Origin of the sequence: Streptomyces rishiriensis (assembly GCF_030815485.1) — a bacterium.
GTDB lineage: Bacteria > Actinomycetota > Actinomycetes > Streptomycetales > Streptomycetaceae > Streptomyces > Streptomyces rishiriensis_A.
Window position 1 is genome coordinate 6813170 of sequence record NZ_JAUSWV010000002.1, and the last position, 26343, is coordinate 6839512.

The 26343-nt window shown below is 71.1% G+C and carries 22 protein-coding genes; 7 read left to right on the forward strand and 15 right to left on the reverse strand.

Annotated elements, in window-relative coordinates; translation table 11 throughout:
* Nucleotides 1–109: 109 nt before the first annotated feature.
* Together QF030_RS32675 and QF030_RS32680 are read left to right on the forward strand one after the other, a co-directional pair.
* The gene (locus QF030_RS32675; RefSeq protein WP_307166168.1) at nucleotides 110–1600 is read left to right on the forward strand and encodes an AlkA N-terminal domain-containing protein; all 1491 of its coding nucleotides are present in this window, start codon (nucleotides 110–112) and stop codon (nucleotides 1598–1600) included.
* A 10-nt stretch (nucleotides 1601–1610) separates the two neighbouring features.
* Nucleotides 1611–2126 carry a methylated-DNA--[protein]-cysteine S-methyltransferase gene (locus QF030_RS32680; protein WP_307166169.1) on the forward strand — a complete coding sequence of 172 codons (516 nt, stop codon included), beginning with the start codon at nucleotides 1611–1613 and terminating at the stop codon, nucleotides 2124–2126.
* A 93-nt stretch (nucleotides 2127–2219) separates the two neighbouring features.
* On the opposite strand, the gene QF030_RS32685 is transcribed toward QF030_RS32680, so the two are convergent.
* Nucleotides 2220–2954 carry an SIR2 family NAD-dependent protein deacylase gene (locus QF030_RS32685; protein WP_307166170.1) on the reverse strand — a complete coding sequence of 245 codons (735 nt, stop codon included), beginning with the start codon at nucleotides 2952–2954 and terminating at the stop codon, nucleotides 2220–2222.
* A 77-nt stretch (nucleotides 2955–3031) separates the two neighbouring features.
* Here QF030_RS32685 and QF030_RS32690 point away from each other — a divergent pair, with 77 nt between their 5' ends.
* The gene (locus tag QF030_RS32690; RefSeq protein WP_307166171.1) at nucleotides 3032–3232 is read left to right on the forward strand and encodes a DUF2191 domain-containing protein; all 201 of its coding nucleotides are present in this window, start codon (nucleotides 3032–3034) and stop codon (nucleotides 3230–3232) included.
* Between the two features lie 526 nt (nucleotides 3233–3758).
* Here the strand turns inward: QF030_RS32690 and QF030_RS32700 are convergent.
* Complete coding sequence (locus QF030_RS32700) at nucleotides 3759–4847, reverse strand: ADP-ribosylglycohydrolase family protein (RefSeq protein WP_307166172.1); 1089 nt, start codon at nucleotides 4845–4847, stop codon at nucleotides 3759–3761.
* 211 nt (nucleotides 4848–5058) lie between these two features.
* On the opposite strand from QF030_RS32700, the gene QF030_RS32705 reads away from it, so the two are divergent.
* Nucleotides 5059–6177 carry a glycerate kinase gene (locus QF030_RS32705; RefSeq protein WP_307167765.1) on the forward strand — a complete coding sequence of 373 codons (1119 nt, stop codon included), beginning with the start codon at nucleotides 5059–5061 and terminating at the stop codon, nucleotides 6175–6177.
* Between the two features lie 9 nt (nucleotides 6178–6186).
* On the opposite strand, the gene QF030_RS32710 is transcribed toward QF030_RS32705, so the two are convergent.
* From QF030_RS32710 to QF030_RS32755, 10 genes are all read right to left on the reverse strand, one after another.
* Nucleotides 6187–7419 carry an alpha/beta hydrolase gene (locus QF030_RS32710; protein ID WP_373428840.1) on the reverse strand — a complete coding sequence of 411 codons (1233 nt, stop codon included), beginning with the start codon at nucleotides 7417–7419 and terminating at the stop codon, nucleotides 6187–6189.
* A 201-nt stretch (nucleotides 7420–7620) separates the two neighbouring features.
* Entirely contained in the window at nucleotides 7621–8439 is an 819-nt protein-coding gene (gene pssA, locus QF030_RS32715; protein ID WP_307167767.1) for a CDP-diacylglycerol--serine O-phosphatidyltransferase, read from the reverse strand.
* Nucleotides 8440–8461: 22 nt separating this feature from the next.
* Complete coding sequence (locus tag QF030_RS32720) at nucleotides 8462–9118, reverse strand: phosphatidylserine decarboxylase (RefSeq protein ID WP_307166173.1); 657 nt, start codon at nucleotides 9116–9118, stop codon at nucleotides 8462–8464.
* Nucleotides 9119–9288: 170 nt separating this feature from the next.
* Complete coding sequence (locus QF030_RS32725; RefSeq protein ID WP_307166174.1) at nucleotides 9289–10494, reverse strand: acyl-CoA dehydrogenase family protein; 1206 nt, start codon at nucleotides 10492–10494, stop codon at nucleotides 9289–9291.
* Between the two features lie 2 nt (nucleotides 10495–10496).
* Complete coding sequence (locus QF030_RS32730; protein WP_307166175.1) at nucleotides 10497–11009, reverse strand: MaoC family dehydratase; 513 nt, start codon at nucleotides 11007–11009, stop codon at nucleotides 10497–10499.
* A 2-nt stretch (nucleotides 11010–11011) separates the two neighbouring features.
* Nucleotides 11012–11971: an HpcH/HpaI aldolase/citrate lyase family protein gene (locus QF030_RS32735; RefSeq protein ID WP_057606081.1), complete on the reverse strand. Its 960-nt coding sequence runs from the start codon at nucleotides 11969–11971 to the stop codon at nucleotides 11012–11014.
* Complete coding sequence (locus tag QF030_RS32740) at nucleotides 11968–13995, reverse strand: protein meaA (protein ID WP_307166176.1); 2028 nt, start codon at nucleotides 13993–13995, stop codon at nucleotides 11968–11970. The genes QF030_RS32735 and QF030_RS32740 overlap by 4 nt, the downstream gene beginning before the upstream one ends.
* Before the next feature lie 17 nt (nucleotides 13996–14012).
* A complete protein-coding gene (gene ccrA / locus QF030_RS32745) occupies nucleotides 14013–15350 on the reverse strand; it encodes a crotonyl-CoA carboxylase/reductase (RefSeq protein WP_307167768.1) in 1338 nt (445 codons plus the stop codon).
* Between the two features lie 430 nt (nucleotides 15351–15780).
* Nucleotides 15781–16596 carry a TetR family transcriptional regulator gene (locus QF030_RS32750; protein WP_307167769.1) on the reverse strand — a complete coding sequence of 272 codons (816 nt, stop codon included), beginning with the start codon at nucleotides 16594–16596 and terminating at the stop codon, nucleotides 15781–15783.
* Nucleotides 16597–16732: 136 nt separating this feature from the next.
* Nucleotides 16733–18538: a 3-hydroxyacyl-CoA dehydrogenase family protein gene (locus tag QF030_RS32755; protein ID WP_307166177.1), complete on the reverse strand. Its 1806-nt coding sequence runs from the start codon at nucleotides 18536–18538 to the stop codon at nucleotides 16733–16735.
* Between the two features lie 435 nt (nucleotides 18539–18973).
* Here QF030_RS32755 and QF030_RS32760 point away from each other — a divergent pair, with 435 nt between their 5' ends.
* Nucleotides 18974–19549, forward strand: coding sequence for an adenylosuccinate lyase (locus QF030_RS32760; protein ID WP_307166178.1), 576 nt, complete (start codon nucleotides 18974–18976; stop codon nucleotides 19547–19549).
* A 241-nt stretch (nucleotides 19550–19790) separates the two neighbouring features.
* Here QF030_RS32760 and QF030_RS32765 read toward each other — a convergent pair whose 3' ends face one another.
* The 3 genes from QF030_RS32765 to QF030_RS32775 all read right to left on the reverse strand — a co-directional run bounded on the left by QF030_RS32765 (nucleotide 19791) and on the right by QF030_RS32775 (nucleotide 23010).
* Complete coding sequence (locus tag QF030_RS32765; protein ID WP_307166179.1) at nucleotides 19791–20189, reverse strand: RidA family protein; 399 nt, start codon at nucleotides 20187–20189, stop codon at nucleotides 19791–19793.
* A gap of 55 nt (nucleotides 20190–20244) precedes the next feature.
* Nucleotides 20245–21819, reverse strand: coding sequence for an alpha/beta hydrolase (locus tag QF030_RS32770; protein ID WP_307166180.1), 1575 nt, complete (start codon nucleotides 21817–21819; stop codon nucleotides 20245–20247).
* A gap of 147 nt (nucleotides 21820–21966) precedes the next feature.
* Nucleotides 21967–23010 carry an Rv2578c family radical SAM protein gene (locus tag QF030_RS32775; RefSeq protein ID WP_307166181.1) on the reverse strand — a complete coding sequence of 348 codons (1044 nt, stop codon included), beginning with the start codon at nucleotides 23008–23010 and terminating at the stop codon, nucleotides 21967–21969.
* 201 nt (nucleotides 23011–23211) lie between these two features.
* On the opposite strand from QF030_RS32775, the gene QF030_RS32780 reads away from it, so the two are divergent.
* The gene (locus QF030_RS32780) at nucleotides 23212–23655 is read left to right on the forward strand and encodes an SRPBCC family protein (RefSeq protein ID WP_307166182.1); all 444 of its coding nucleotides are present in this window, start codon (nucleotides 23212–23214) and stop codon (nucleotides 23653–23655) included.
* A 153-nt stretch (nucleotides 23656–23808) separates the two neighbouring features.
* Nucleotides 23809–26205 (forward strand): MFS transporter, encoded by a 2397-nt coding sequence (locus QF030_RS32785; RefSeq protein WP_307166183.1) that lies wholly within the window; start codon nucleotides 23809–23811, stop codon nucleotides 26203–26205.
* Nucleotides 26206–26343 lie beyond the last annotated feature (138 nt).

Here is a 26343-nt window from a genome sequence, read left to right on the forward strand (position 1 = left end):
GGCCCGGGGGAAGGCACCCTCCGCAGGAACCCGCGGGCGGTGCAGGCCACGCGAGGTCGATGTCGGATTCTCGCCAGCGCCGGACCGGCGACCGGTCGATGCTGGACGTATGCAGAACGGGATGTACACCGATCGCGAGCGCTGTGTGCGCGCCGTGCAGTCCAAGGACGCGCGGTTCGACGGCTGGTTCTTCACGGCGGTCCTGACCACCGGCATCTACTGCCGGCCCAGCTGCCCCGTCGTGCCGCCCAAGCCGCAGAACATGGTCTTCCACCCGAGTGCCGCCGCCTGTCAGCAGGCCGGCTTCCGGGCCTGCAAGCGCTGCCGGCCCGACACCACGCCCGGCTCACCGGAGTGGAACCAGCGCGCCGACCTGGTCGCCCGCGCCATGCGGCTGATCGCCGACGGTGTGGTCGACCGCGAAGGCGTGCCCGGACTCGCGGCCCGCCTCGGCTACAGCACCCGCCAGGTGGAGCGCCAACTCCTCGCCGAACTCGGCGCGGGGCCGCTCGCGTTGGCGCGCGCGCAGCGCGCCCAGACCGCTCGGCTGCTCATCGAGACGACCCAACTGCCCATGGCGGACGCCGCGTTCGCGTCCGGCTTCGCCTCCATCCGCACCTTCAACGACACCGTGCGCGAGGTCTTCGCGCTCTCCCCGAGCGAACTGCGGGCCGGCGTCCCGCACAAGGGCCCCCCGGCCCGCCCGGCCACGCCCGGCACGCTCGCCCTGCGCCTGCCCTTCCGTGCCCCGCTCAACCCCGACAACCTCTTCGGGCACCTCGCCGCGACCGCGGTCCCGGGCGTCGAGGAGTGGCGGGACGGCGCGTTCCGGCGCACGCTCCGGCTGCCGTACGGGCACGGCATCGTGGCCCTCACCCCGAACTCCGACCACATCGGCTGCCGTCTCACGCTCAGCGACCTGCGTGACCTCACGGTCGCGATCAGCCGCTGCCGGCGCATGCTCGACCTGGACGCCGACCCGGTAGCCATCGACGACCAGCTGCGCACGGATCCGCTGCTCGCGCCCCTGGTGGACAAGGCTCCCGGCCGCCGGGTGCCCCGTACGGTCGACGAGGCGGAGTTCGCCGTACGCGCCGTGCTGGGTCAGCAGGTCTCCACGGCGGCCGCCCGCACCCACGCTGCCCGTCTGGTCGCCGCGCACGGAGAACCGGTCGAGGACCCGGAGGGCGGTCTCACCCACCTCTTCCCGACCCCCGGGGCGCTCGCCGCCGTCGACCCCGACACGCTGGCGATGCCCCGCACCCGCCGCACCACGCTCACCACGCTCGTCGGTCAACTGACTGACGGGACTCTGCACTTGGGGGTGGAGAGCGACTGGCCGAAGGCGCGCGACCTCCTGCTCGCGCTGCCCGGCTTCGGACCCTGGACGGTCGACGTCATCGCGATGCGCGCCCTCGGCGACCCCGACGCGTTCCTCCCCACCGACCTCGGAATCCGGCGCGCCGCGAAGGAGCTGGGCCTGCCCTCCACCCCGGCGGCGCTCACCGCCCGCGCGGCGGGCTGGCGCCCCTGGCGGGCGTACGCCGTCCAGTACCTCTGGGCGACCGACAGCCACCCGATCAACTTCCTGCCCGTGTAAGGAAACCCCGGTGAAACAGCACACGATCGTCGACAGCCCGTACGGCCCGCTCACACTCGTCGCCGACGACGGTGTCCTGTGCGGCCTCTACATGACCGAACAGCGCCACCGCCCGTCCGAGGAGAGCTTCGGCCCGCGCGACGACACCCTCCTCGGCGACGTACAGGAGCAACTGGAGGCCTACTTCACAGGCGCGCTGACGGAGTTCAGCCTCGGGCTCCGCCTGCACGGGACCCCGTTCCAGCGCTCCGTGTGGGCCGAACTGCGGAAGATCCCGTACGGCGAGACCCGTACCTACGGCGAACTCGCCGAAGCGCTCGGCAATCCGACCGCCTCCCGCGCGGTGGGCCTCGCCAACGGCAGGAACCCCGTCGGCATCATCGTGCCCTGCCATCGGGTGATCGGGGCCGGCGGCGGCCTCACCGGCTACGGCGGCGGCCTGGACCGCAAGCGGCGCCTGCTGGGCTTCGAGGGCGGCACCGCCTCCGGCGACACGCCCCTGCCCCTCTTCCCGCTCGGGGCGTGAGGGCCCGGGTCCCAGGGGGAGGGGCGCACCGTCCTCGCCGCTCACCGCCGACGCACCGGCCGTGAGCACCGTGGCGGCCTCGTTCGGCCCCGGTCAGATCCCCGTCCCCGCCAGTTCCCGCAGCAGCTTCGGCAGCGCCGTCCCGATCGGTTCCCGGACGACGTCGTCGGCGATCTCGTCGCACGGCGTCGGCTCGGCGTTGACGATGACGAGCCGGGCACCGTGGTCGGCGGCGACACCGGCCAGACCGGCGGCGGGCTGGACCTGGAGGCTCGTGCCGACGGCGACGAAGACCTGGCAGGCCTTGGTGACGGCGACGGCCTCGCCCAGTACCACCGGGTCGAGCCGCTCGCCGAACATCACGGTGGCCGGCTTCAGGATCCCGCCGCACGTCAGGCACGACGGATCCGCCTCCCCGGCCTCGACCCGGGCCAGCGCGTCCTCCATCGGCCCCCTGGCGTGGCACCGCGTACACACCACACTCCGCGCGCTGCCGTGCAGTTCGAGCACCTTGCGCACGGGCATCCCGGCGAGTTGGTGCAGCCCGTCCACGTTCTGGGTGATGACCCGCACCGGTACACCGGACCGCTCCAGTTCGACCACGGCCCGGTGCGCCACGTTCGGCCCGGCCGTGAGCGCCTGCATCCTTTGCCGCATCCGCCACGACCGCCGTCGGATCTCCGGATCGCCCATGTAGTAGTCGTACGTGACGAGCTTCTCGGCCTCGGGATCCTCGCGCCACACACCCTGGGGACCGCGATAGTCCGGGATGCCGGAGTCCGTGGACACACCGGCCCCGCTGAGGATGGCGACGAGGGGCTTGCTCATGGGTGCGAGGGTAGGCCGGTCGGCCGCCGGGTCGCGAGCGTATATCGCGGCGCCCCGGCCGGTGTTACCGTCCCGGCATGGCCAAGGTCGCTGTCTCGCTCGACGCCGCTCTCGTCGTCGAGGTCATGGTGCTCACCGGTGTGGGCAACCCGCAGGACGCCGTCGAACTGGTGGTGCGCGACTACATCGAGCGCGGCCATCGCACGGAGGCCAGGACCGCCGTCCGGGACGAGGGCCTGCGCGAGGTGGACGCCAAGCCGCGTGATGTCGAGGGCTGAACGGGCGGGTGGTCGGCGGGCCGGGGATCGGCGGGCGGGGCGGCCGTCCTCCGGTTCCGCCGTGGCCGAGCCGTCGGCGAGCGCGTCCAGGGTGGTCGGCACCCGGTGGCCCAGCGGTCCCGGCAGGCGGTCCGTGAGCCCCTCGCGTGCGACCAGCGGCCAGGACGGCAACTCCGCCTCCCGGAGCCGGATGGCCTCGAGGCCGTCCGCGCCGAGGACCCCGCCGTCGTACACGTACGCCACCAGGGGCGGCCGGTCCGGACCGAGCACCCGGCCCAGCGCGAGCAGCCGTCCGGGTCCGCGGTCGAGACCGAACTCCTGAAGCCTCTCGCGGTGCGCGGCCCCCTCGGCGTCCCGGAAGATCGCGGCGGCGGCGGCGCCGGCCGGGACACGGGGCGGGGAAGCGGTCTACGTCGCGAAGCAGGGCGCGCCCGGAACACTCGTCCGGGAAGGGTAAGGGCGGCGGGCCACGGCTTCCTCGACGAGGCGCCCGGCGGTGGCGCGCCGGGGCCGGCCGCGTACCGGTTCAGATCGGTGCCGCGCGGTCCCGCACCTCGACCAGCCGCAGTGTGCGCCGGGCCAGCTCGCTGATGCGGGCGCCGTCGAAGCCGAACACCGCGCTGCGCACGGTGTCCTCCAGCGGCTCCGTCCACCGGGGCGGGATCGCCGAGGCGCCGCACAGGACGCCGGCCACCGAACCGGCCGTCGCGCCGTTGGAGTCGGTGTCCAGGCCGCCGCGCACGGTGAGCGTGAGAGTCCGGGTGAAGTCGCCGTCGCCGTAGAGCAGTCCGGCGGTCAGGACGGCGGCGTTCGGGACGGTGTGGATCCAGCCCAGGCCCGCCGTCTCCTCGGTCACCGTGGTGAGCGTGTCCTCCCAGGTCATGCCGGTGTCGTGGAGCGAGGCGACCCGGCGCACGGTCCGGGCGAGCCGGCTGCTCGCCGGGACGACGGCCAGTGCCTCGTCCAGCGCGTGGCGCACCGTCGGCGCGGTGAACGCCGCCGCGATCAGCGCCGCCGCGAACATCGCGCCGTAGACGCCGTTGCCGGTGTGGGAGAGCACCGCGTCCCGGCGGGCCAGAGCGGCGGCGCGGCGGGGGAGCCCCGGGCAGGTCCAGCCGTAGACGTCGGCGCGGATCAGGGCGCCGATCCACTCCTGGTACGGGTTGTCGTACGTCGCTGTCAGCGGCGGCTTCAGCCCGGCCGTGAGGTTGCGGTAGGCGGCCCGCTCGGCGGTGAACGTCTGGAGGTACGGCAGCCGCAGCAGCCACAGGTCGCCGACCTGCTCGGTGCTGAAGCCGAACCCGTGGGTCTCCAGGAGGTCGAGTCCGAGGATCGCGTAGTCGACGTCGTCGTCGCGGCAGCTGCCGTGGATCCGGCCCCGCACACACGCCCGCCACTCCGGGCGCAGCCGCAGTGCGTCCTCCTCGGTGGCCGGCTCCGGCAGGTAGTCGGTGAGCGGCAGGGCGGCGGCCCGCCGCAGATAGCGGTCGATGCGTTCGCGCGTCCACAGGTCGCCCTGCTCGACCGGTTTGCCGAGCATGTTGCCCGCGATCCGGCCCAGCCAGCCCCCGAGGACACGGTCGGCGAGCTCCGGTTCGCCGCCCACAGGGGTCATGCGTCCGGTCTACCCGATTCCGGGGAGGCGCGCGAGGGCTGCGGCAGCCGCACAGACGCCGCTCAGCGTTGTTCCAGGGTCCGGGCACCGCATGACGGCGGGGGCGCGTTGAGGTTAAGGTCGCAGCGGCGCGACTGGCCCTGACGTGCGCGGGGCCCGGAGAGCAAGGGGATGCAAGGTGACGGACGTTCCAGTGCGGGGCACCCGACGGGTGCTCGTGGCCGCGGACAAGTTCAAGGGCTCGCTGACGGCCGTGGAGGTCGCCGAGCGGGTGACGGCCGGGCTGCGCCGGGCCGTGCCGGACGTCGAGGTGGAGGCCCTGCCGGTCGCCGACGGGGGTGACGGGACCGTCGCCGCGGCGGTCGCGGCCGGCTTCGAACGGCGGGAGATACGGGTCGCCGGGCCGCTCGGGCAGGAGGTGACCGCCGCGTTCGCGGTACGCGGCGACACCGCGGTCGTGGAGATGGCGGAGGCGAGCGGCCTCCAGCGGCTCCCGGCCGGCGTCTTCGCGCCCCTCACCGCATCGACGTACGGCTCGGGCGAGCTGCTGCGGGCCGCGCTGGACGCGGGTGTGCGGACGATCGTCTTCGGGGTCGGCGGCAGCGCCACCACGGACGGGGGCGCCGGCATGCTGTCCGCGCTCGGCGCGCGGTTCCTCGACGAGGACGGCGAGCCGGTGGCGCCGGGCGGCGGCGGTCTGGCCGAGCTGGCCCGCGCCGACCTGTCGGAGCTGGACCCCCGGCTGGCCTCCGTGGAACTGGTCCTGGCGAGCGACGTCGACAATCCGCTGACCGGCCCCAAGGGCGCACCGGCGGTGTACGGCCCGCAGAAGGGCGCCTCGCCGGACGACGTCGAGACGCTGGACGCGGCGCTCGCGCACTACGCGAAGGTGCTGGAGTCGGAGCTCGGGTCGAAGGCGGCGGAGTACGCCGCCGCCCCGGGCGCGGGCGCCGCGGGCGGCATCGGCTACGGGGCGCTGCTCGTCGGCGCCCGGTTCCGCGCCGGCATCGAGGTCATGCTCGACGTGCTGGGCTTCGCGTCGGCGCTCGCGCGGGCCGAGCTGGTGATCACCGGTGAGGGCTCGCTGGACGAGCAGACCCTGCACGGCAAGGCCCCCGCGGGCGTGGCCGCGGCCGCCCGGGCGGCCGGCAAGGAGGTCGTCGCCGTCTGCGGCCGCCTCGCGCTGCCGCCGGCGGCGCTGGGCCGCGCAGGGATCCGCCGCGCGTATCCGCTGACGGATGCCGAGCCGGACATCGCCAGGTGCATCTCCGAAGCCGGGCCGATCCTGGAGCGGGTGGCGGAACGGATCGGCCGCGACTTCCTGAGCTGAGCGGCGGCGCTACGGCAGGGGGATCAGTTCGCCGTCGGTCTCCCTGAAGTAGCTGCCGTTGGCGAGGCCCTCCACCTTGCTGTTCTTGAACCACTGCTTCGAGAAGTGGTGGACGGTCTTCGCGGTGGTCTCCCAGACCAGGGAGTGGCCCGCGCCGGCCAGGCAGAACATCAGCGTCTTCGGTCCCTTGACGGCGTCGTAGAGGGCCGGCACGGAGAAGCGCAGGACGTCCGGGAACGTCGCGGGGCTGTTCGCCGTCCGGTCCAGTTCCCCGTAGGCGATGAGCAGGGGGATCCGCTTGCCGAGCACCCGCGTGCCCACCGGGTTCTCGTACGGCGCGGTCTGGCTGTTCCAGCCCCACGAGTAGGTGTTCCGGTAGCGCAGGACCCCTTCGTACACGCCCGGCGCCTCTTCGGGGCCCCACTTGCTGCCGACGGGGTCGTCCTGGACGCAGGCGTCCCATGCGCGCTCGTCGATGCCGGGCTCCCACAGGGCGGGGGTGCTCGCCAGCGACGTCTTGAACCCGGTCTTGCCGGCGACGTGCATCGGGAAGCCGAACTGGTTGGCCGGCAGGGACACGGGCAGCGTCGACACACCGGAGGGGCGTCCGAAGGGATCGGCCGGGTTTCCCGACCACCGCCCCTTCGGCGGGAACACCGGGGCGAGCAGGAACAGGCTCTCGACGTCCTCGGGATGCCGGAGCGTGTAGGGGCCCATGACGAGCGCGGCCGCGGACCAGCCGACGAAACGAATCGGCTTGTCCAGGCCGGGTAGGGCCCTGATGTACTTGACCACCGCTTCGAGCTCGGCCGCTTCACTCTCCGTATTGCCCAGCTCGTGCGGGTACGGGGGGAGGACCGAGCAGGGTTCCGGGAGCGGATGGGGGACGAGGACCGCTTGCTGCTGCGCGGGATTGGCGTTGCACGCCTCGTCCATCACCTTCGGGCGTGGAGACCGGCCCGACCCCTGGAGATCCATGACGAAGACGTCGTAACCGTCCTGCGCGAGTTCCTGGGCCCAGCTGTACCGCGTGGCGTGTCCGTCGGGCACCGGTGCCAGGTCGAAGCCGGCCAGTGCCGGGACGCTTCTGCCGTGCAGCATGAGGACCGGCTTGTGCGGGTTGCTGCCGTGGGTGCCGTCGTACTCCCTGACGGGGAGCTGCACCGGGTCGTTGAAGTTCGCGGGGATCTTCGAGACGTGCGCTACCAGATGTTCCTTGAGGACGAGTGAGGGCATGGCCATCTCCCGAAAGGTGAAAAAGGGGTGATTCTCGTACAATCCCCCCTGCTTCCACCGTCCTCCTCTTCCTCACCCTCTGCAACCGCGCGCTGATATCCGGTAGTTGACGGTGCAAGGGCACACGGCGGACGTCCTTGAACGCCGAACGGGTGCGGCCCGGACCTTCGAGGTCCGGGCCGCACCCGTCAAGCGGTGGAGCGAAGATCAGGGCAGCTGTGCCGCCCGTGCCTCACGCCGGTTGTCGCGGAAGTTGTTCACCCGGCGAGCCGTGGCGAACAGCGGGATGACCGCGCCCATGACCAGCTGAAGCGCGCAACCGGTCTGCAGCAGGAGCTGACCGCTCGGCGCGTCGAACGCCCAGGCCGCCAGCAGGCCCATCGACAGCACGATCCAGGTGAGCATCGCGCCGGCGAGGCGGCCCCGCGGCTTCGGGTACTCGACCCGGCTCACCATCAGCCAGGCGGTGCCGATGATCGCCATGAGCGTGGCGACGAACGGCAGCTCGAGGAGCACGATCGAGACGACCGTCAGCGCCCCGAACGGCGACGGCATGCCCTGGAAGGTGCCGTCCTTGACGGTGACGCACGAGAATCTCGCGAGCCTCAGCACCACCGCCAGCAGCACCACGATCGCGCCGACCGCCGCCACCCGCTGGTGGGCGTCGTCGGCGACCATGCCGTAGACCAGGACGAAGTACGCCGGGGCCAGACCGAAGCTGATCAGGTCCGAGAGGTTGTCCAGTTCCGCGCCCATGGGGGAGGAGCGCAGCTTGCGTGCGACCAGGCCGTCGAACAGGTCGAAGACCGCCGCGCAGAGCATCAGGATGACCGCCGTGGCCGCGCTGTGGCGGGCCATGCCGGATTCCTGGCTGCCGGTGAGGTGCGGGATCAGGATGCCCGTGGTGGTGAAGTACACCGCCATGAATCCGCACGTCGCGTTACCGAGGGTGAGGGTGTCCGCTATCGACAGCCGGAGAGAGAGGGGCATCTCCTCCTCGTCGTCCACCTCGTCGGCCTCGGGCACCCAGCCCGCCTGGGTCTCCGGGTCAATCACGGTCAATGCGAGTCACCCCTGCCACCGTCTTCTGCCCCACCTCGACCGCGACGTCCACGCCCTCGGGGAGGTAGACGTCGACGCGCGAGCCGAAGCGGATCAGGCCGATCCGCTCACCCTGCTCGACCTTCGTGCCCTCGGGGATGTAGGGGACGATGCGGCGGGCGACGGCCCCTGCGATCTGGATCATCTCGATGTCACCGAGTTCGGTGTCGAAGTGCCAGACGACGCGCTCGTTGTTCTCGCTCTCCTTGTTGAACGCCGGTACGAACCCGCCCGGGATGTGCTCGACCGACGTCACGGTGCCGGCCAGCGGCGCGCGGTTGACGTGGACGTTGAGCGGGCTCATGAAGATCGCGACCCGGGTGCGCCCGTCCTTCCACGGCATGATGCTCTGCACCACACCGTCGGCGGGGGAGATGACCCGGCCCGGGGCGATCTCGCGCTCGGGGTCGCGGAAGAACCACAGCATGCCCGCCGCGAGAGCGGTGGCGGGCACGGCGACGGCCTTGGCGGCACCCGAGCGGCGGGCGCGCAGCAGGCTGACGGCTGCGGTGGCGACGGTCGGCAGAAGCCACGGCGATGCTCCGCGCGCGAGGCGTGCGCCTACCAGGCTGTCGCGGTGTGCAGAGGTTTGGCTGTGGGGCATGGATGACCTTCGTAGCGGATGATGCCGCGCTTCGACGGGGGGACGGCGGCTTTCCGCGATCGTAGCGGTTCGGGGCCACAACTGGGTAAGCAAGGAAGCCGAGTCGACGGCAGGGGGAAGTTGACGGGGTGTGATCTTCTTCTCGAAGAAAACACCCCCAACCCGGACAATCAGCCTTGGAACCGGTACTCCTCGAGCAACCTGCGCCCGATGATCATTTTCTGGATTTCTGCGGTGCCTTCACCGATCAGCAGCATCGGGGCCTCGCGGTAGAGGCGCTCGATCTCGTACTCCTTGGAGAAGCCGTAGCCTCCGTGGATGCGGAAGGCGTCCTCCACGACCTCCTTGCAGTACTCGGAGGCGAGATACTTCGCCATCCCTGCCTCAAGGTCGTTTCGTTCCCCGGAGTCCTTTTTGCGTGCGGCGTTCACCATCATGGCATGAGCGGCCTCGACCTTGGTAGCCATCTCGGCGAGCTTGAACTGGATCGCCTGGTGCTGGGCGATCTGCTTGCCGAAGGTGTGCCGCTGCTGGGCGTACGAGACGCCCAGCTCGAAGGCGCGCTGGGCGACGCCGCAGCCACGCGCCGCGACATTCACGCGGCCCACCTCGACGCCGTCCATCATTTGGTAAAAACCTCGGCCGGTGACCCCGCCGAGCACGCGATCGGCGGGAAGGCGCAGGCCATCCATGATCATCTCGGTGGTGTCGACACCCTTGTAACCCATCTTGTCGATCTTGCCCGGGATGGTCAGGCCGGGGCGGACCTCACCGAAGCCGGGCTCCTTCTCGATCAGGAAGGTCGTCATCGACTTGTGGGGGGCGGTCCCCTCGGGGTGTCCTTCGTCACTTCGGACCAGAACGGCCACCAGCGAGGAGGTGCCGCCGTTCGTCAGCCACATCTTCTGACCGTTGAGGACGTACTCGTCGCCGTCCTTCACCGCCTTCGACGTGATCGCGGAGACGTCCGAGCCGAGCGCCGGCTCCGACATGGAGAAGGCGCCGCGGATGTCGCCGGCCGCCATCCTCGGCAGATAGTGGTCCTTCTGCTCCTGCGTGCCGTGCTGCTTGAGCATGTACGCCACGATGAAGTGCGTGTTGATGATGCCGGAGACCGACATCCAGCCGCGGGCGATCTCCTCGACGCACAGGGCGTACGTCAGGAGCGACTCGCCCAGACCGCCGTACTCCTCGGGGATCATCAGACCGAACAGGCCCAGCTCCTTGAGGCCGTCGACGATCTGCTGCGGGTACTCGTCGCGGTGCTCCAGCCCGGTCGCGACCGGGATGATCTCCTTGTCCACGAAGTCGCGGACGGTGGAGAGGATCTCCTGCTGGATGTCGGTCAGACCGGCGGTCTGGGCAAGTCGCGCCATGGCTACTTCTCCTGCTCCTTGAGCTCGGGGCGGCCCGGCTGCTCGCCGCCGCGCTCCTTGATGTACGTCTCGGTCGGCACCATCACCTTGCGGCGGAACACGCAGACCAGGGTGCCGTCCTGCTTGTAGCCCTTGGTCTCGACGTAGACGATCCCGCGGTCGTTCTTCGACTTCGACGGCCACTTGTCGAGCACGGTCGTCTGCCCGTAGACGGTGTCACCGTGGAAGGTCGGCGCCACGTGCTTGAGCGACTCGATCTCCAGGTTGGCGATGGCCTTGCCGGAGACGTCCGGCACGGACATGCCGAGCAGCAGGGAGTAGATGTAGTTGCCCACGACGACGTTCTTGCCGAAGTCGGTCGTCCGTTCGGCGTAGTTGCTGTCCAGGTGGAGCGGGTGGTGGTTCATGGTGAGGAGACAGAACAGGTGGTCGTCGTACTCCGTGACCGTCTTGCCCGGCCAGTGCTTGTACGTCGCCCCGACCTCGAACTCCTCGTAGGTGCGTCCGAACTGCATCGTCAGGCCTCCGGGATCTCGAACTTGCCGGTGCGCTGCATACCGGCGGCGCGTCCCTTGCCGGAGATGACCAGCGCCATCTTGCGGCTGGCCTCATCGATCATCTCGTCGCCGAGCATCGCCGAGCCCTTCTTGCCGCCCGCCTCGGACGTGTAGTAGTCGTACGCGTCCAGGATCAGCTCGGCGTGGTCGTAGTCCTCCTGCGACGGCGAGAAGATCTCGTTGGACGCCTCGACCTGGCCCGGGTGCAGCACCCACTTGCCGTCGAAGCCGAGGGCGGCCGCGCGTCCGGCGACCTCGCGGTAGCCGTCGACGTTGCGGATCTGGAGGTACGGGCCGTCGATCGCCTGGAGGTCGTTGGCGCGGGCGGCCATGAGGATCTTCATCAGGATGTAGTGGTAGGCGTCCGCCGGGTAGCCGGGCGGCTGCTCGCCGACGACCAGCGACTTCATGTTGATCGACGCCATGAAGTCGGCCGGGCCGAAGATGATCGTCTCGATGCGCGGGGAGGCCTGCGCGATCTCGTTGACGTTGTTCAGGCCCTGTGCGTTCTCGATCTGCGCCTCGATGCCGATGCGGCCGACCTCGAAGCCCATCGTCTTCTCGATCTGCGTCAGGAGCAGGTCCAGCGCGACGATCTGCTGGGCGTTCTGCACCTTCGGCAGCATGATGCAGTCGAGGTTGGGGCCGGCGCCCTCGACCACCGTCACGACGTCGCGGTACGTCCACTCGGTCGTCCAGTCGTTGACCCGGACGACTCTCGTCTTGCCCGTCCAGTCGCCCTCGTTGAGGAACTTGACGATGGTGTGCCGCGCCTCCGGCTTGGCGAGCGGGGCGCACGCGTCCTCCAGGTCGAGGAAGACCTGGTCCGCCGGGAGGCCCTGCGCCTTCTCCAGGAAGCGGGGGTTGCTGCCCGGGACCGCGAGACACGAGCGGCGGGGACGCAGACGGTTGACGGTCATGCGGGGACCTCCAGGGGGTCGAGCTTGTTCGCTTTCCGGATCTCGTCGACGATGCGGCCGATGATTCCGGTGATGTCGAAGTCCTTCGGGGTGAAGACCGCGGCCACGCCGGCAGCCCTGAGCCGTTCGGCGTCTCCATTCGGGATGATGCCACCGGCGATCACCGGGATGTCTGTGGCACCGGCCACACGCAGCCGTTCGAGGACGTCGGGCACCAGTTGGGCGTGCGAGCCGGAGAGGATGGACAGGCCCACGGCGTGCACGTCCTCCTCCAGCGCGGCGTCCACGATCTGCTCGGGCGTCAGCCGGATGCCCTGGTACACCACCTCGAAGCCGGCGTCCCGCGCGCGTACGGCTATCTGCTCGGCGCCGTTGGAGTGCCCGTCCAGGCCCGGCTTGCCGACCAGGAAGCGCAGCTTTCCGACGCCCATGTCCTTCGCGGTCACGTCGACCCTGCGGCGGACGTCGGCCATGGCCGAGCCCTCCTCCGCCGGGACCGCCACCGGCGCCGACGACACGCCGGTCGGGGCGCGGAACTCGCCGAACACCTCGCGCAGCGCCCCGGCCCACTCGCCGGTCGTGACCCCGGCGCGGGCGCACTCCAGGGTGGCTTCCATGAGGTTGGCGGTGCCCTTCGCGGCCTCCTTCAGCTTCTCCAGCGCCTTGCACGGGCGCGGATGGTTGAAGGGCGGCTGGTAGCGCGTGTCGCGCCAGTTCTGGAGGGAGGCGATGACCCGGGCTTCGACCGCCGGATCGACGGTCTGGATGGCCGTGTCGAGATCCGCGGTGAGCGGGTTGGGCTCGGTCGTCTCGAAGATGTTGACGCCGATGATCTTCTCCTGCCCGGACTCGATCCGGCCCCGGCGCTCGGCGTGCGAGGAGACGAGCTGCGACTTCAGGTAGCCGGACTCGACGGCGGCCATCGCGCCGCCCATCTCCTGGATCCGCTCGATCTCCGTGAGCGACGCCTCGACCAGTTCGGCGACCTTCGCCTCGATGACGTGCGAGCCCTCGAAGATGTCCTCGTACTCGAGCAGGTCGCTCTCGTGGGCGAGCACCTGCTGGATACGCAGCGACCACTGCTGGTCCCAGGGGCGGGGCAGGCCGAGTGCCTCGTTCCAGGCGGGCAGCTGCACGGCACGCGCGCGTGCGTCCTTCGACAGCGTCACGGCGAGCATCTCGAGGACGATCCGCTGGACGTTGTTCTCCGGCTGCGCCTCCGTCAGGCCCAGGGAGTTGACCTGGACGCCGTAGCGGAAGCGGCGCTGCTTGGCGTTCTCGATGCCGTAGCGCTCGCGGGTGATCCGGTCCCAGATGCGGCCGAAGGCGCGCATCTTGCACATCTCCTCGACGAAGCGGACGCCCGCGTTGACGAAGAAGGAGATACGGGCGACGACATCGCCGAACTTCTCGGCCGGCACCTGCCCGGAGTCCCGGACCGCGTCCAGCACGGCGATCGCCGTGGACATCGCGTACGCGATCTCCTGGACCGGCGTGGCCCCGGCCTCCTGCAGGTGGTAACTGCAGATGTTGATCGGGTTCCACTTCGGCATGTGGGAGACCGTGTACGCGATCATGTCCGTCGTGAGTCGCAGGCTCGGCCCCGGCGGGAACACGTGCGTGCCCCGGGACAGGTACTCCTTGACGATGTCGTTCTGGGTCGTGCCCTGGAGCAGGGTGACGTCCGCGCCCTGCTCCTCGGCGACGACCTGATAGAGCGCCAGCAGCCACATGGCGGTGGCGTTGATCGTCATCGAGGTGTTCATCTGCTCCAGGGGGATGTCCTGGAACAGCCTGCGCATGTCACCGAGATGGGCCACCGGTACGCCGACCCGGCCGACCTCGCCGCGGGCGAGGACGTGGTCGGAGTCGTAGCCGGTCTGGGTGGGCAGGTCGAACGCGACCGACAGACCCGTCTGGCCCTTGGCGAGGTTGCGCCGGTACAGCTCGTTGGACGCCTCGGCCGTGGAGTGACCGGCATACGTGCGCATGAGCCACGGCCGGTCCTTCTGACGCTCAGTCATCTATGACCCCGGGTGTCTCAGATGTTGCGGAAGCGGTTGATGGCGTCGATGTGCTGGGCGCGCTTCTCCTCGTCGCGCACACCCAGACCCTCCTCGGGGGCCAGCGCGAGGACGCCGACCTTGCCCTGGTGGAGGTTGCGGTGCACGTCGTAGGCGGCCTGGCCGGTCTCCTCCAGGGAGTAGACCTTCGACAGCGTCGGATGGATCTTGCCCTTCGCGATCAGCCGGTTGGCCTCCCAGGCCTCGCGGTAGTTGGCGAAGTGCGAGCCGATGATCCGCTTCAGTGACATCCACAGGTAGCGGTTGTCGTACTCGTGCATGTAGCCGGAGGTCGAGGCGCAGGTGGTGATGGTGCCGCCCTTGCGGGTGACGTAGACCGAGGCGCCGAAGGTCTCGCGGCCCGGGTGCTCGAAGACGATGTCGATGTCCTCGCCGCCGGTGAACTCGCGGATGCGCTTGCCGAAGCGCTTCCACTCCTTCGGGTCCTGGGTCTGCTCGTCCTTCCAGAACCTGTAGCCGTCGGCGTTGCGGTCGATGACCGCCTCGGCGCCCATGGCCCGGCAGATGTCGGCCTTCTCGGGGGAGGAGACGACACAGATCGGGTTGGCGCCGCCCGCCAGCGCGAACTGGGTGGCGTAGCTGCCGAGCCCGCCGCTGGCGCCCCAGATCAGGACGTTGTCGCCCTGCTTCATGCCGGCGCCGTTGCGGGAGACCAGTTGCCGGTAGGCGGTGGAGTTGACGAGGCCGGGGGCCGCCGCCTCCTCCCACGACAGGTGGCCCGGCTTGGGCATCAGCTGGTTGGACTTGACCAGGGCGATCTCCGCGAGGCCGCCGAAGTTCGTCTCGAAGCCCCAGATGCGCTGCTCGGGGTCGAGCATCGTGTCGTTGTGGCCGTCCGACGATTCCAGCTCGACGGACAGACAGTGCGCGACGACCTCGTCGCCCGGCTTCCAGGCGTTGACGCCGGGGCCGGTGCGCAGGACCACGCCCGCCAGGTCGGAGCCGATGACGTGGTAGGGCAGGTCGTGCCGCTTGGTGAGCTCGCTGAGCCTGCCGTAACGCTCCAGGAAACCGAACGTCGACAGCGGCTCGAAGATCGACGTCCACACGGAGTTGTAGTTGACCGAGGAGGCCATGACGGCCACCAGGGCCTCGCCCGGGCCCAGCTCGGGCACGGGCACCTCGTCGAGGTGGAGGGACTTGCGGGGGTCCTTGTCGCGGGTCTCGAGCCCGGCGAACAGCTCCGTCTCGTCCTTGTGCACGGTGATCGCGCGGTACGACTCGGGGAGCGGCAGAGCGGCGAAGTCGCCCGGTGTCGAGTCCGGCGACTGGATCGCGTCCAGGATCTTCTGCATGGTCACGGTGTTGCCTCCGGCGGTGAGCGCCCTGAGGGCGGGGCGCTGAGGGTTCGTCGGTGCTGCTGAGGGTTGAGGAGATACGTGCCGTCGGTTCGGCGGATGTGCTGTCCGGCAGCGCTTTGTGGCGCGGGAGGTTGCCTGTGACGCAGGCGTCCGGGCGCGCAAGCCAGTGGTTTGCGGGGACAGCCGACGTACGAAAGGTCTCTGCACGCCGGCCGCCCGGACACCTTCAACGTATGACACCGCGTGTCACCTCGCAAGGCACTGAGTGCCAGAACTTGGTCTCAGCTGAAATCTTTACGTAACACATGAGCGATGATCGATCGAACGAGCCCTGAAATGTGCGCGAAAACGGGCTCTGACATGCCAAAACGGCCACCCGGTGGGGTGGCCGTCGTCACAGCGGAGAAAGGGTGCGGAGGGGTGCTCAGCGCTCCTTGAGAGCCTGCTCGATAGTGCGCATGACCTCGTCCAGCGAGGCGTCGGTGCGGGCGACCGTCACCAGGACCTCGCCGTGCGCGGAGACCGCCGCCGGGCTGGGCTGGGGGGCGCCGGCGCTGCTGCGGCCCGCTCCGATGCCCGTTCCGAACGTCTTCCGCACGATCGCGAAGGCATGGTCGAGCTGGGTCTCGACGTCGCCCTGCCCGCCGGCCCTGAGCCAGCGCCGCAGGACGTGGTTGTGGGCGGTGACCACGGCAGACGCGGCGACCTCGGCGAGCAGCGGATCGTCGTTGGCGTCGTCGTCGTGGGCGTGCTCGTCGAAGTGGCCGAGGAGATAACGGGTGAAGAGGCGCTCGTAGCGGGCCACCGACGCGATCTCCGCCTCGCGCAGGGTGGGCACCTCGCGCGTCAGCTTGTAGCGGGCGACCGAGATCTCCGGCCGCGCCGCGTACATCTTCATGACCTCCTTGATGCCGCGGCACACCGTGTCGAGCGGATGCTCGTGCGCCGGGGCCGCGTTGAGCACGGCCTCCGCCCGGATCAGGGTGTCGTCGTGGTCGGGGAAGATCGCCTCTTCCTTGGAGCGGAAGTGACGGAAGAAGGTGCGGCGGGCGACTCCGGCCGCTGCCGCGATCTCGTCGACGGTGGTCGCCTCGTACCCCTTGGTCGCGAACAGCTCCATCGCCGCGGCCGCCAGTTCTCGGCGCATCTTGAGCCGCTGGGCTGCCGCGCGGCTGCCCGCGGCACTCTCCGGCGCGTCGGGCGTGGCTGGTGTACGTGAGGACCTGGCGGGCTGGGGCATGACCCGAACGTACTGCATGTGCGCAGCTCGGTGCGCGTGTCCGGGGTATCCCCCGCCCTCGACGGGCGGGGGCCCCAGGGCGGGGTCGAGCAGCCCGCCCCAGTCCTCCTGCGCGCGCAGCCGGTCGCCGATGCCGTCAGCGGCGGGCATATTCGCGGAAGCCGCGGCCGGTCTTGCGGCCGAGGCAGCCCGCGGCCACCAGGTGCTCCAGGAGCGGGGCCGGGGCCAGGCCCGGGTCCCGGAACTCGCGGTGCAGCACCTTCTCGATCGCCAGCGAGACGTCGAGTCCGACGACGTCCAGCAGCTCGAAGGGGCCCATCGGATAGCCGCCGCCCAGCTTCATCGCCGCGTCGATGTCGTCGAGGGAGGCGTAGTGCTCCTGCACCATCTTGATCGCGTTGTTGAGGTACGGGAAGAGCAGCGCGTTCACGATGAAGCCCGCGCGGTCCCCGCAGTCCACCGCGTGCTTCTTGATCCGGCCGCACACCTCGCGGACCGTCGCGTGGACGTCCTCGGCCGTCAGCACCGTACGCACCACCTCGACCAGCTTCATCGCCGGCGCCGGGTTGAAGAAGTGCATCCCGATCACGTCCTGCGGGCGCGAGGTGGCGCGGGCGCAGGCGACGACCGGCAGGGAGGAGGTCGTCGTGGCGAGGACCGCGCCGGGCTTGCACACCTTGTCCAGCGTCGCGAACAGCTGCTGCTTGACCTCCAGGTCCTCGGCGACCGCCTCGAGCGCCAGGTCGACGTCGGCGAAGGCGTCGTAGGAGCCGGCCGGAGTGACCCGGTCCAGGATCCGAGCGGCGGCCTCCGCGGTCAGCCGGCCCTTGTCGACCGAGCGGGAGAGCGACTTGCCGATCCGGGCCTTGGCGGTCTGCGCCTTCTCCTCGCTGCGGGCGGCGAGGACGACGTCGTAGCCGGCCTTGGCGAAGACCTCGGCGATGCCGGAGGCCATGGTGCCGGAGCCGGCCACACCGACCGAGTGGACCGGACGGCCGGGGGCCCCGCCGGCGCCGGACAGGGGCGTCAGCGCGTCCGCGACGACCGTCGCGCTGCCCGGGGCGTCGTAGGAGTAGAAGCCGCGGCCCGACTTGCGGCCGGTCAGGCCCGCCTCGCTGAGCTGCTTGAGGATCGGCGCGGGGGCGTGCAGCCGGTCCTGGGACTCGCTGTACATGGCCTCCAGGACCGTACGGGCCGTGTCGACGCCGATCAGGTCGAGCAGGGCGAGCGGGCCCATCGGCAGTCCGCAGCCCAGCCGCATCGCCGCGTCGATGTCCTCACGGGAGGCGTACCGGGCCTCGTACATCGCGGCGGCCTGGTTGAGGTAGCCGAACAGCAGGCCGTCGGCGACGAAGCCGGGGCGGTCGCCGACCGCGACCGGCTCCTTGCCGAGGTCCAGGGCGAGGTTGGTGACGGCGGTGACCGCGGTGGGCGCGGTCAGCACCGAGGAGACGACCTCGACCAGCTTCATGGCCGGCGCCGGGTTGAAGAAGTGCAGGCCCAACACCCGCTCCGGACGCGCCGAGTCGGCGGCGAGCCGGGTCACGGAGAGCGCGTTGGTGCCGGTGGCGAGGATGGTCTCGGGCCGCACCAGCCCGTCCAGCTCGCGGAAGATCTGCTGCTTGATCTCGTACGACTCCGGCGCCACCTCGATGACGAGGTCGGCGTCGGCCGCGGTGCGCAGATCGGTGGAGACGCGGACGCGGGCCAGGGCCGCCGTGCGCTCCTGCTCGGTGAGCCGGCCGCGCTGCACGGCGCGGGCGGTGGAGGCCTCCAGCGTGGCGAGCGACCGCGCGGCCTGGGCCTCGCTGATGTCGATGCCGACCACCTCGCGCCCGGCCTTGGCCAGGACCTCGGTGATGCCGGTGCCCATGGTGCCGAGGCCGATGACGGCGATCGTCTGGAGCGGGGACAGAGGGGTGTCGGACAGGGGAGCGGCCATCGCGGGACTCCAGGAATGAGGTGACGACTGGGAACGCGCCCGGGTGCGCCGAGCGGCCCTTGCGGGGCCCGGGCGCACCGGGTGCGGAGAAGGAGTTGCGGGTGTTGCCGGGCTGACGAGCGCACACGCCCGGAGCCGTCGCCGAGGGCGTGCACACGCCCGGAGCGAACGGCGGATCCGACCGGCCCTGTCCCGAGGCCGGGTCGTACAGCGGTACAGGTGGTACCGAACCGACTTCTCGCGGCGACTGCGTCACCAGGCCACCACGAGAGGTGAAGCGAGTGATTGACTCGCTCGTATGAGCTTAACCGGTGGGTAACGAGCGCGCCAGCCCCTGGGGCTGTGACCTGTTCCGCTCGAACGCCGGTCGCCGACGAGGCTGACCGGGTGCCCGGTTCGTGTTCGAGCGCACGGTACAGCCCCTAGGCTCGGTCCATGGACGAAGAGTTGCGATCACTCACGGAGCGCTTACGGCGCGAGTCCGGCGCGACGGCGGCGTACGAGCGGCTGGCGCGTACCGCGGACCACGACGAACTGGCGGGCGTGCTCACCGAGTCGGGGCGGCCGCTCTGGGCCCGCGAACTGGCCGCGTTCCGGCTGGGGTGCGCGGGCGACCGGCGCGCGTTCGAGGCGCTCGTCCTGCTGCTCAACCACCGCGATCCGCCGCGCTGCGCCTCCGCCGCCCACGCCCTGTCGCGGCTCGACGATCCCCGCACCGCCCGTGCCGCGGCCGCCCTGGCCACCAACGAACTGCGCGTCGCCTACGCCCTGCACCCGATCCGGCTGCTGGTGGACCTGCGCGCACCCGAGTCCGTCCCCGCGCTGATCACGACTCTGCGGCGACGCCTGCGCCCGCACGACCCCTACCGCCGGGTGGCCCTCGCCTGCGTGGAGGGACTGGGCGCCCTGGCCGACGACCGCGCCCGACCGGTACTCAACGACGCCCTGGCCCACCCCGCCCTGGCGGAGGCGGCCGTACACGCGTTGGCGCGCATCCCCGCGCAGAGGTGAGGACCACCGGCCGACGGGCAGCGGGCGGCCGGTGCCGGACGGGCCGTGTCGGGCGGCCGTGTCAGACGGGCAGGTGCGCGAGGTGCCGCACCTCGGGCGCCGCGACGCCCTGCACCTCGAAGGGCTCCTGGGTACGACTGCGGCAGCAGACCCCGGTAGGCGCTCTGCCGGCCGCGGACCCGGATCTCGGAGACGCGGCTCACCTCGGTGAGCGCCATGGGCCGCACGACGAGCGCGGACGTCATGCGCTCAGCACCGCGAAGGCCTCGATCTCCATCAGGAAGTCCGGGTGGATCAGGGCGGCGACCTGCACGGCCGAGGCGGCCGGGAGGCGGTCGTCGGGTATGTGGGCGGTGCGGGCCGCGCGGATCGCGGGCATATGGGCCATGTCTGTGACGAAATAGGTGAGTTTGACGACGTCGTCGAAGGTCGCGCCGGCCGCGGCGAGGCAGCGGCGCAGGTTCTCGAAGACCTGGCGGGCCTGGGCCTCCGGGTCGCCCTCGCCGACCAGCCTGCGGTGTTCGTCGAGCGGGAGCTGACCGGCGACGGCCACGAAACGGCCGGTGCCCATCACCACATGGGAGTACTGGGCCGCGGCGGCGACCCCGTCGGGGGCGGTGATCCTGGTCGGTTCGCTCATGCGTCCATGGTGGACCACGGGTCCGACAACGCCCCCGACGGGTCGCGGTCAGCGCTCAGCCACGGAACCCCAGCAGCCCGTGCAGCGTCGAGCCGTGGGCGGTGCGTGAGGCGACCTTCGCGGCCGGCGGCTTCGGGTCGGGCTGCGCCTTGCACACCGCGTCGACCCCGCCGGTCCCGCGCGGCACGGTGCCGTCGGCCAGGTACGCCGCCAGATGCTTGTCCAGGCAGGTGTTCCCGCTCAGCGTGATGCCGTGGTTCTGGCCGCCCTCCTCGACGACGAGGCTCGAGTCGCGCAGCAGCGCGTGGACCGTCGCACCGCCCTCGTAGGGAGTGGCCGCGTCGTCCGTCGCCTGGAACAGCAGGGCCGGCGGCAGCTCGCCGTTGGTGAGGTTCACCGGTCCCACCGGCCCGGTCGGCCAGAACGCGCACGGCGCGTTGTACCAGGCGTTGTTCCAGGTCATGAAGGGCGCCTTCGCGTACGCCGACCAGTTGTCCGTGCGCCACTCGTCCCAGTCGCGCGGCCAGAAGGCGTCGCGGCACTGCACCGAGGTGTAGACGCTGTAGCCGTTGTCACCGGCGGTGTCGACGGCGGCGAAGTTCTCGTAGGCCTCGACCAACGGCTCGGTGTCCTTGCGGTTCACGTATGCCGCGAACGCCTCGGCCAGGTGGGGCCAGTAGCCGTTGTAGTAGCCGCCGGGCAGGAAGGTGTCCTCCAGCTCCGAGGCGCCCACCCTGCCGCCGGCCGGCTTCCCGGCGAGGGCCGCCCGCATCGCGTACCACTTGGTCTCGACCTGCTCCGGGTCGGTGCCGAGCCCGTACGTCTTGTCGTACCTGGCGATCCAGGCCATCAGGGCGCGGTGCCGGTCGTTGAAGGCCAGGTCCTGGGTGAGGTTGTCCTCGTACCAGACGCCGGTGGGGTCGACGACCGAGTCCAGGACGAGGCGCCGTACCCGCTGCGGGTAGAGCTTGGCGTACACCGCGCCGAGGTAGGTGCCGTACGAGTAGCCGAAGTAGTTCAGCCGCGGCGCGCGGACCGCGGCGCGGATCGCGTCCATGTCCCGTACGGCGCTGACCGTGTCGATGTACGGCAGCACGCGCGCGTACTTCTTCGCGCAGGCCGTCGCGAAGGACCGGGCGCGGGCGATGTTCGCCTCCTCGATCGCCTCGGTGCTGGGCACGGAGTCCGGGCGCACGGAGGCGAAGTGGCCGGGGGCGCAGTCCAGCGCGGGCGTGCTCTTGCCCACCCCGCGCGGGTCGAAGCCGATGACGTCGTACTGGGCCGACACCGCCTTCGGCAGCGCCGAGGCGACGAACCCGGCCAGGCTCAGTCCCCGGCCGCCCGGGCCGCCGGGGTCGACCAGCAGCGGGCCCTGGTACGTCTTCGCGGTGTGCGGGACGCGGGACAGCGCCAGCGTGATCTGCTCGCCGCTCGGCCGCTGGTGGTCGAGCGGCACCTTCAGGGACGCGCACTGGAGTGTCGGCTGCCCGGTGGTGCCACACCCCTTCCAGGTGAGCGCCGCGCGGGCCGGCTCCGGCGAGTGCGAAGGGCTCGCGCCGGCGGGCACGGCCGTGACCGTCCCGGCCACGACGACGGCGGCAGCGCACAGCACGGCTGCGCGTTGGTTCATGGAGTGCTCCCGAGGCGACGGAGGGGCCGGAGGTGGTCGGACCGCACAGGTCACGGCCCTCGCCGCATCGTCCCGGGAACAGCGTCCCGCAGAACCTGTTCCGGCGTCGATTGACCCTTTCGGGTCGCCGGATGCGCTCGAACGCGCTCAGATCAGCGAGAGCTGGGTCGGCCCGGACCCGGCCGGCTCCTGCACCGGCTCGGGCCGCGGGATCCTGCGCGGCATCCCCGCGCGCGTGGGGCCGATCCCGTACTCCTCGGCCAGCTCGTGCACCTGACGGGTGATCCGTCGCTGGTACCACTTCGGGGCGTAGGCGCCGTCCGCGTACAGCCGCTCGTACCGGCGGACCAGAGAGGGGTGGTGCTGCCCGAGCCAGGCCATGAACCACTCGCGGGCGCCGGGGCGCAGATGCAGCGCGAGCGGGGTGACGGAGGTGGCCCCGGAGGCCGCGATCGCCCGCACGGTGGCGCGCAGCTGGGCCGGCTCGTCACCGAGGAACGGGATCACCGGCGCCATCAGCACCCCGCAGCCGATCCCGTGGTCGGTGAGGGTCCGCACCACGTCCAGGCGCCGCTCGGGGGCGGGCGTGCCCGGCTCGACGGTGCGCCACAGCTCGGTGTCGATGAAGCCGACGGAGACCGAGACGCCGACGTCGGTGGTCCGGGCGGACTCCCGCAGCAGGTCCAGGTCGCGCAGGATCAGGGTGCCCTTGGTCAGGATGGAGAAGGGGTTCGACCGGTCGCGCAGGGCGGCCAGGATGCCCGGCATCAGCCGGTAGCGGCCCTCCGCGCGCTGGTAGCAGTCGACGTTCGTGCCCATCGCGACGTGCTCCCCGTGCCAGCGGGGCGAGGCCAGCTGGCGGCGCAGCAGGTCCGGCGCGTTCACCTTGACGACGATCTGGGTGTCGAATCCGGTGCCGGTGTCGAGGTCGAGATAGCTGTGCGTCTTGCGGGCGAAGCAGTAGACGCACGCGTGCGTGCAGCCCCGGTAGGGGTTCACCGTCCACTCGAACGGCATCCGGGAGGCACCCGGCACCCGGTTGAGGATCGAGCGGGCCCGGATCTCGTGGAAGGTGATGCCGGCGAACTCGGGCGTGTCGAACGTCCTGGTCGTGACCGCGTCCGCGGCGAACAGCGCGGCATCGGCCGGCCGGTCGTGGCGGGCCTCCACGGTGAGGTTGTCCCAGCGCATGACGCCTCCTCGGTAGCACTGCCCCCACAATAGAACATGTGTTCCCATGATCGTGCGAGGGGTCTTTCGGAAGCTCTTTCCGATCGCCCCGCGATCGCTTCCGGGACCCCGATTTGGGCGGCCGTGGACCGGGGTGGTTGGCTTGCCCCGAACCTGAGGAACCCCGAACAACCCTGAACAACACGGACCTGGAGGAACCCCATGGCGCAGGTCGAGGCCACCACCGAGCGGGTCGTCGCCGCGGACCCTGAGAAGGTGTTCGACACCATCGCCGACTACAGCGGCGCGCGCGGGAAGCTGCTGCCCGAGCACTTCAGCGAGTACGAGGTGCGCGAGGGCGGCGACGGCGAGGGCACCCTCGTCCACTGGAAGCTCCAGGCCACGAGCAAGCGCGTCCGTGACTGCCTCCTGGAGGTGGCCGAGCCGACCGACGGCGAGCTCGTCGAGAAGGACCGCAACTCCTCGATGGTCACCGTCTGGCGCGTCACCCCGGCGGGCGAGGGCAGGTCGCGCGTCGTCGTGACCAGCACCTGGAACGGCGCCGGCGGCGTCGGCGGCTTCTTCGAGAGGACGTTCGCGCCCAAGGGCCTCAACCGGATCTACGACCTGATCCTCGCCAACCTCGCCGCGGAGGTCGAGAAGTAGATCAACACCCTTGCGCTCCGCGCGCGTTGACTCCCTTCACCGGTTCGAGTGGTTCTCTCTTGTGACCGGGATGGCGCCGTAACTCGTCGCGCTTGCTCGTAGTTGTCGCTTTACGCGGGAATTGTGGGTCAGGCGCGACGAGGGGAACGGCACATGGGCGGGACCATGACGGCACAGGACGAGCCGGTCACGGCACCTGCCCCGGAGGACCGGCCGCCGGCGCCGGCCGGCCCCACGCGACCCGGCGGACGCGGGGTGCGACTGGTCTTCTTCTCCCTGATGCTGGCACTGCTCCTCGCGGCCCTGGAGCAGATGATCGTCGCCACCGCCCTGCCGAAGATCGTGGGCGAACTGCACGGCCTGGACCGGATGTCCTGGGCGATCACCGCCTACCTGCTCACCGTCACCGTCGGACTGCCCGTCTACGGCAAACTCGGCGACCTCCTCGGCCGCAAGGGCGTCTTCCAGTTCGCGATCGTGGTCTTCGTCATCGGCTCCGCGCTCGCCGGGCGGGCCGCGACCATGAACCAGCTGATCGCCTTCCGCGCGGTCCAGGGCGTCGGCGCCGGCGGACTCATGATCGGCGTCCAGGCGATCATCGCGGACATCGTGCCGCCCCGGCAGCGCGGCCGGTTCATGGGCCTCATCGGCGCCGCCTTCGGCCTCGCCTCGGTCGCGGGACCCCTGCTCGGCGGCTACTTCACGGACCATCTCTCCTGGCGCTGGTGCTTCTACATCAACGTCCCCTTCGGCCTCCTCACCCTCGCCGTCGTCACCGTCGTGCTGAAGCTGCCGAAGCCGACGGCCAAGCCCCGGTTCGACGTCCTCGGCACCCTGCTGCTCGCCGCCGCCTCCACCTGCCTCGTGCTGCTCACCAGTTGGGGCGGCACCCGGTACGCCTGGGGATCCGGCGTCGTCCTCGGCCTCGGCGCGGGAGCGGTCGCCGCGGCCGCCCTGTTCCTCGCCGTGGAGCACGCCGCCGCCGAACCCCTCATCCCGCTGCGGCTGTTCAGGGACTCCGTGTTCAACGTCAGCGCACTGGTCGGTCTGGTGATCGGCGTCGCGCTGTTCGGAGCCGCGAGCTATCTGCCGACCTTCCTCCAGATGGTCGACGGCGCCACCGCCACCGAGTCCGGGCTGCTCATGCTGCCCATGATGGGCGGCATCGTCGGCGCCTCGGTCCTCTCCGGACAGCTCATCACGCACACCGGCCGCTACCGGATCTATCCCGTGCTCGGCAGCGCCCTGGCCGCCCTCGGCATGTGGCTGCTGTCCCGGCTGGAGGTCGACACACCCCGGCTCCAGTACAGCCTCTGGATGGCCGTCCTCGGCGCCGGCATCGGACTGGTGATGCCGGTCCTCGTGCTCGCCGTGCAGAACTCCGTGCGCCCCGCCGACCTCGGCACCGCCACCAGCGCCAACAACTACTTCCGGCAGATCGGCGGCAGCGTCGGCGCGGCGGTCTTCGGCACGCTCTTCGCCGACCGGCTCACCGACGCCCTGCGCACCCGGCTGCCCGCGCGCGCGAACAGCGGCCTGCCGGACCCCGAGTCCCTCACGCCGCAACTCGTCCACGCCCTGCCCCCGCAGCTGCGCGACCCCTACATCCGCGCCTACGCCGACGCCATGCCGAGGATCTTCCTCTACCTCGTGCCGGTGCTGCTCCTCGGCCTGGTCATCGCCTTCTTCCTCGAGGAGAAACCCCTGCCGTCCCACGCCGGCGCCGATACGGAAGCCGGGCCCGGCGACACGGCGGGCCCGCGGACCCTCACGCTGCCCGCGCCGCTCACCGGCGGCGTCCCCGTCCGCGGCACGGTGCGGCACCCGGACGGGACGGCGGTGTCCCGCGCGGCGCTCACACTCATCGACGTGACCGGACAGCAGATCGGCCGGGACGCCGGCGGCGAGGACGGGCGGTTCGCGCTGGCCGCGCCCGGCTCCGGGGCGTACGTCCTGATCGCCGCCGCCGGCGGTCACCAGCCGCGGGCGGTCTCCGTCACCGTCGGCGAGCGCCCCGTCGAACTGGACGTCGTCCTCGGCGGCGCCGGACGCCTCGCCGGAAGCGTGGTGACCGCCGACGGCTCCCCGGTGCGGGAGGCCACCGTCACCCTCACCGACATCCACGGCGAGGTCGTCGCCAGCACCCGCAGCGGCCGCGAGGGCGGCTACGTCATCACCGACCTCGTGGCCGGCGAGTACACCCTCGCCGCCGGTGCGCCCGCCTTCCGCCCGGCCGCCGTCGCGGTCGGCGTCCAGGCCGCCCGGGAGACCCGGCAGGACGTCGAACTCACCCGCGGCGCCCTGCTGCGCGGCACCGTCCGGGCCACCGGCGGGCGGCCCGTCGAGGACGCGCGCGTGACCCTCCTGGACGCGGCGGGCAACGTCGTGGACTCGCTCACCACGGGGCCCGACGGCGCCTTCCGCTTCGTCGACCAGTCCAGCGGCGAGTACACCGTCATCGCCGCCGGTTACCCGCCGGTCGCCACCGTCCTGCAAGTGGCGGGCGGCGGACGCACGGAACGCGACCTCCAGCTCGGTCACGAGGACTGACCGGGTCGGGAAAGGGCGCCGGGACGTGCGGCGTACCCCGGCGCGCGCCGCTGAAACCAATTCGAGGATTGCCGCACATGCCGACCGACGTGCGCCGTACGGTGGTGACGGCGGAACAGATCTTGCACAGCTCTGGGG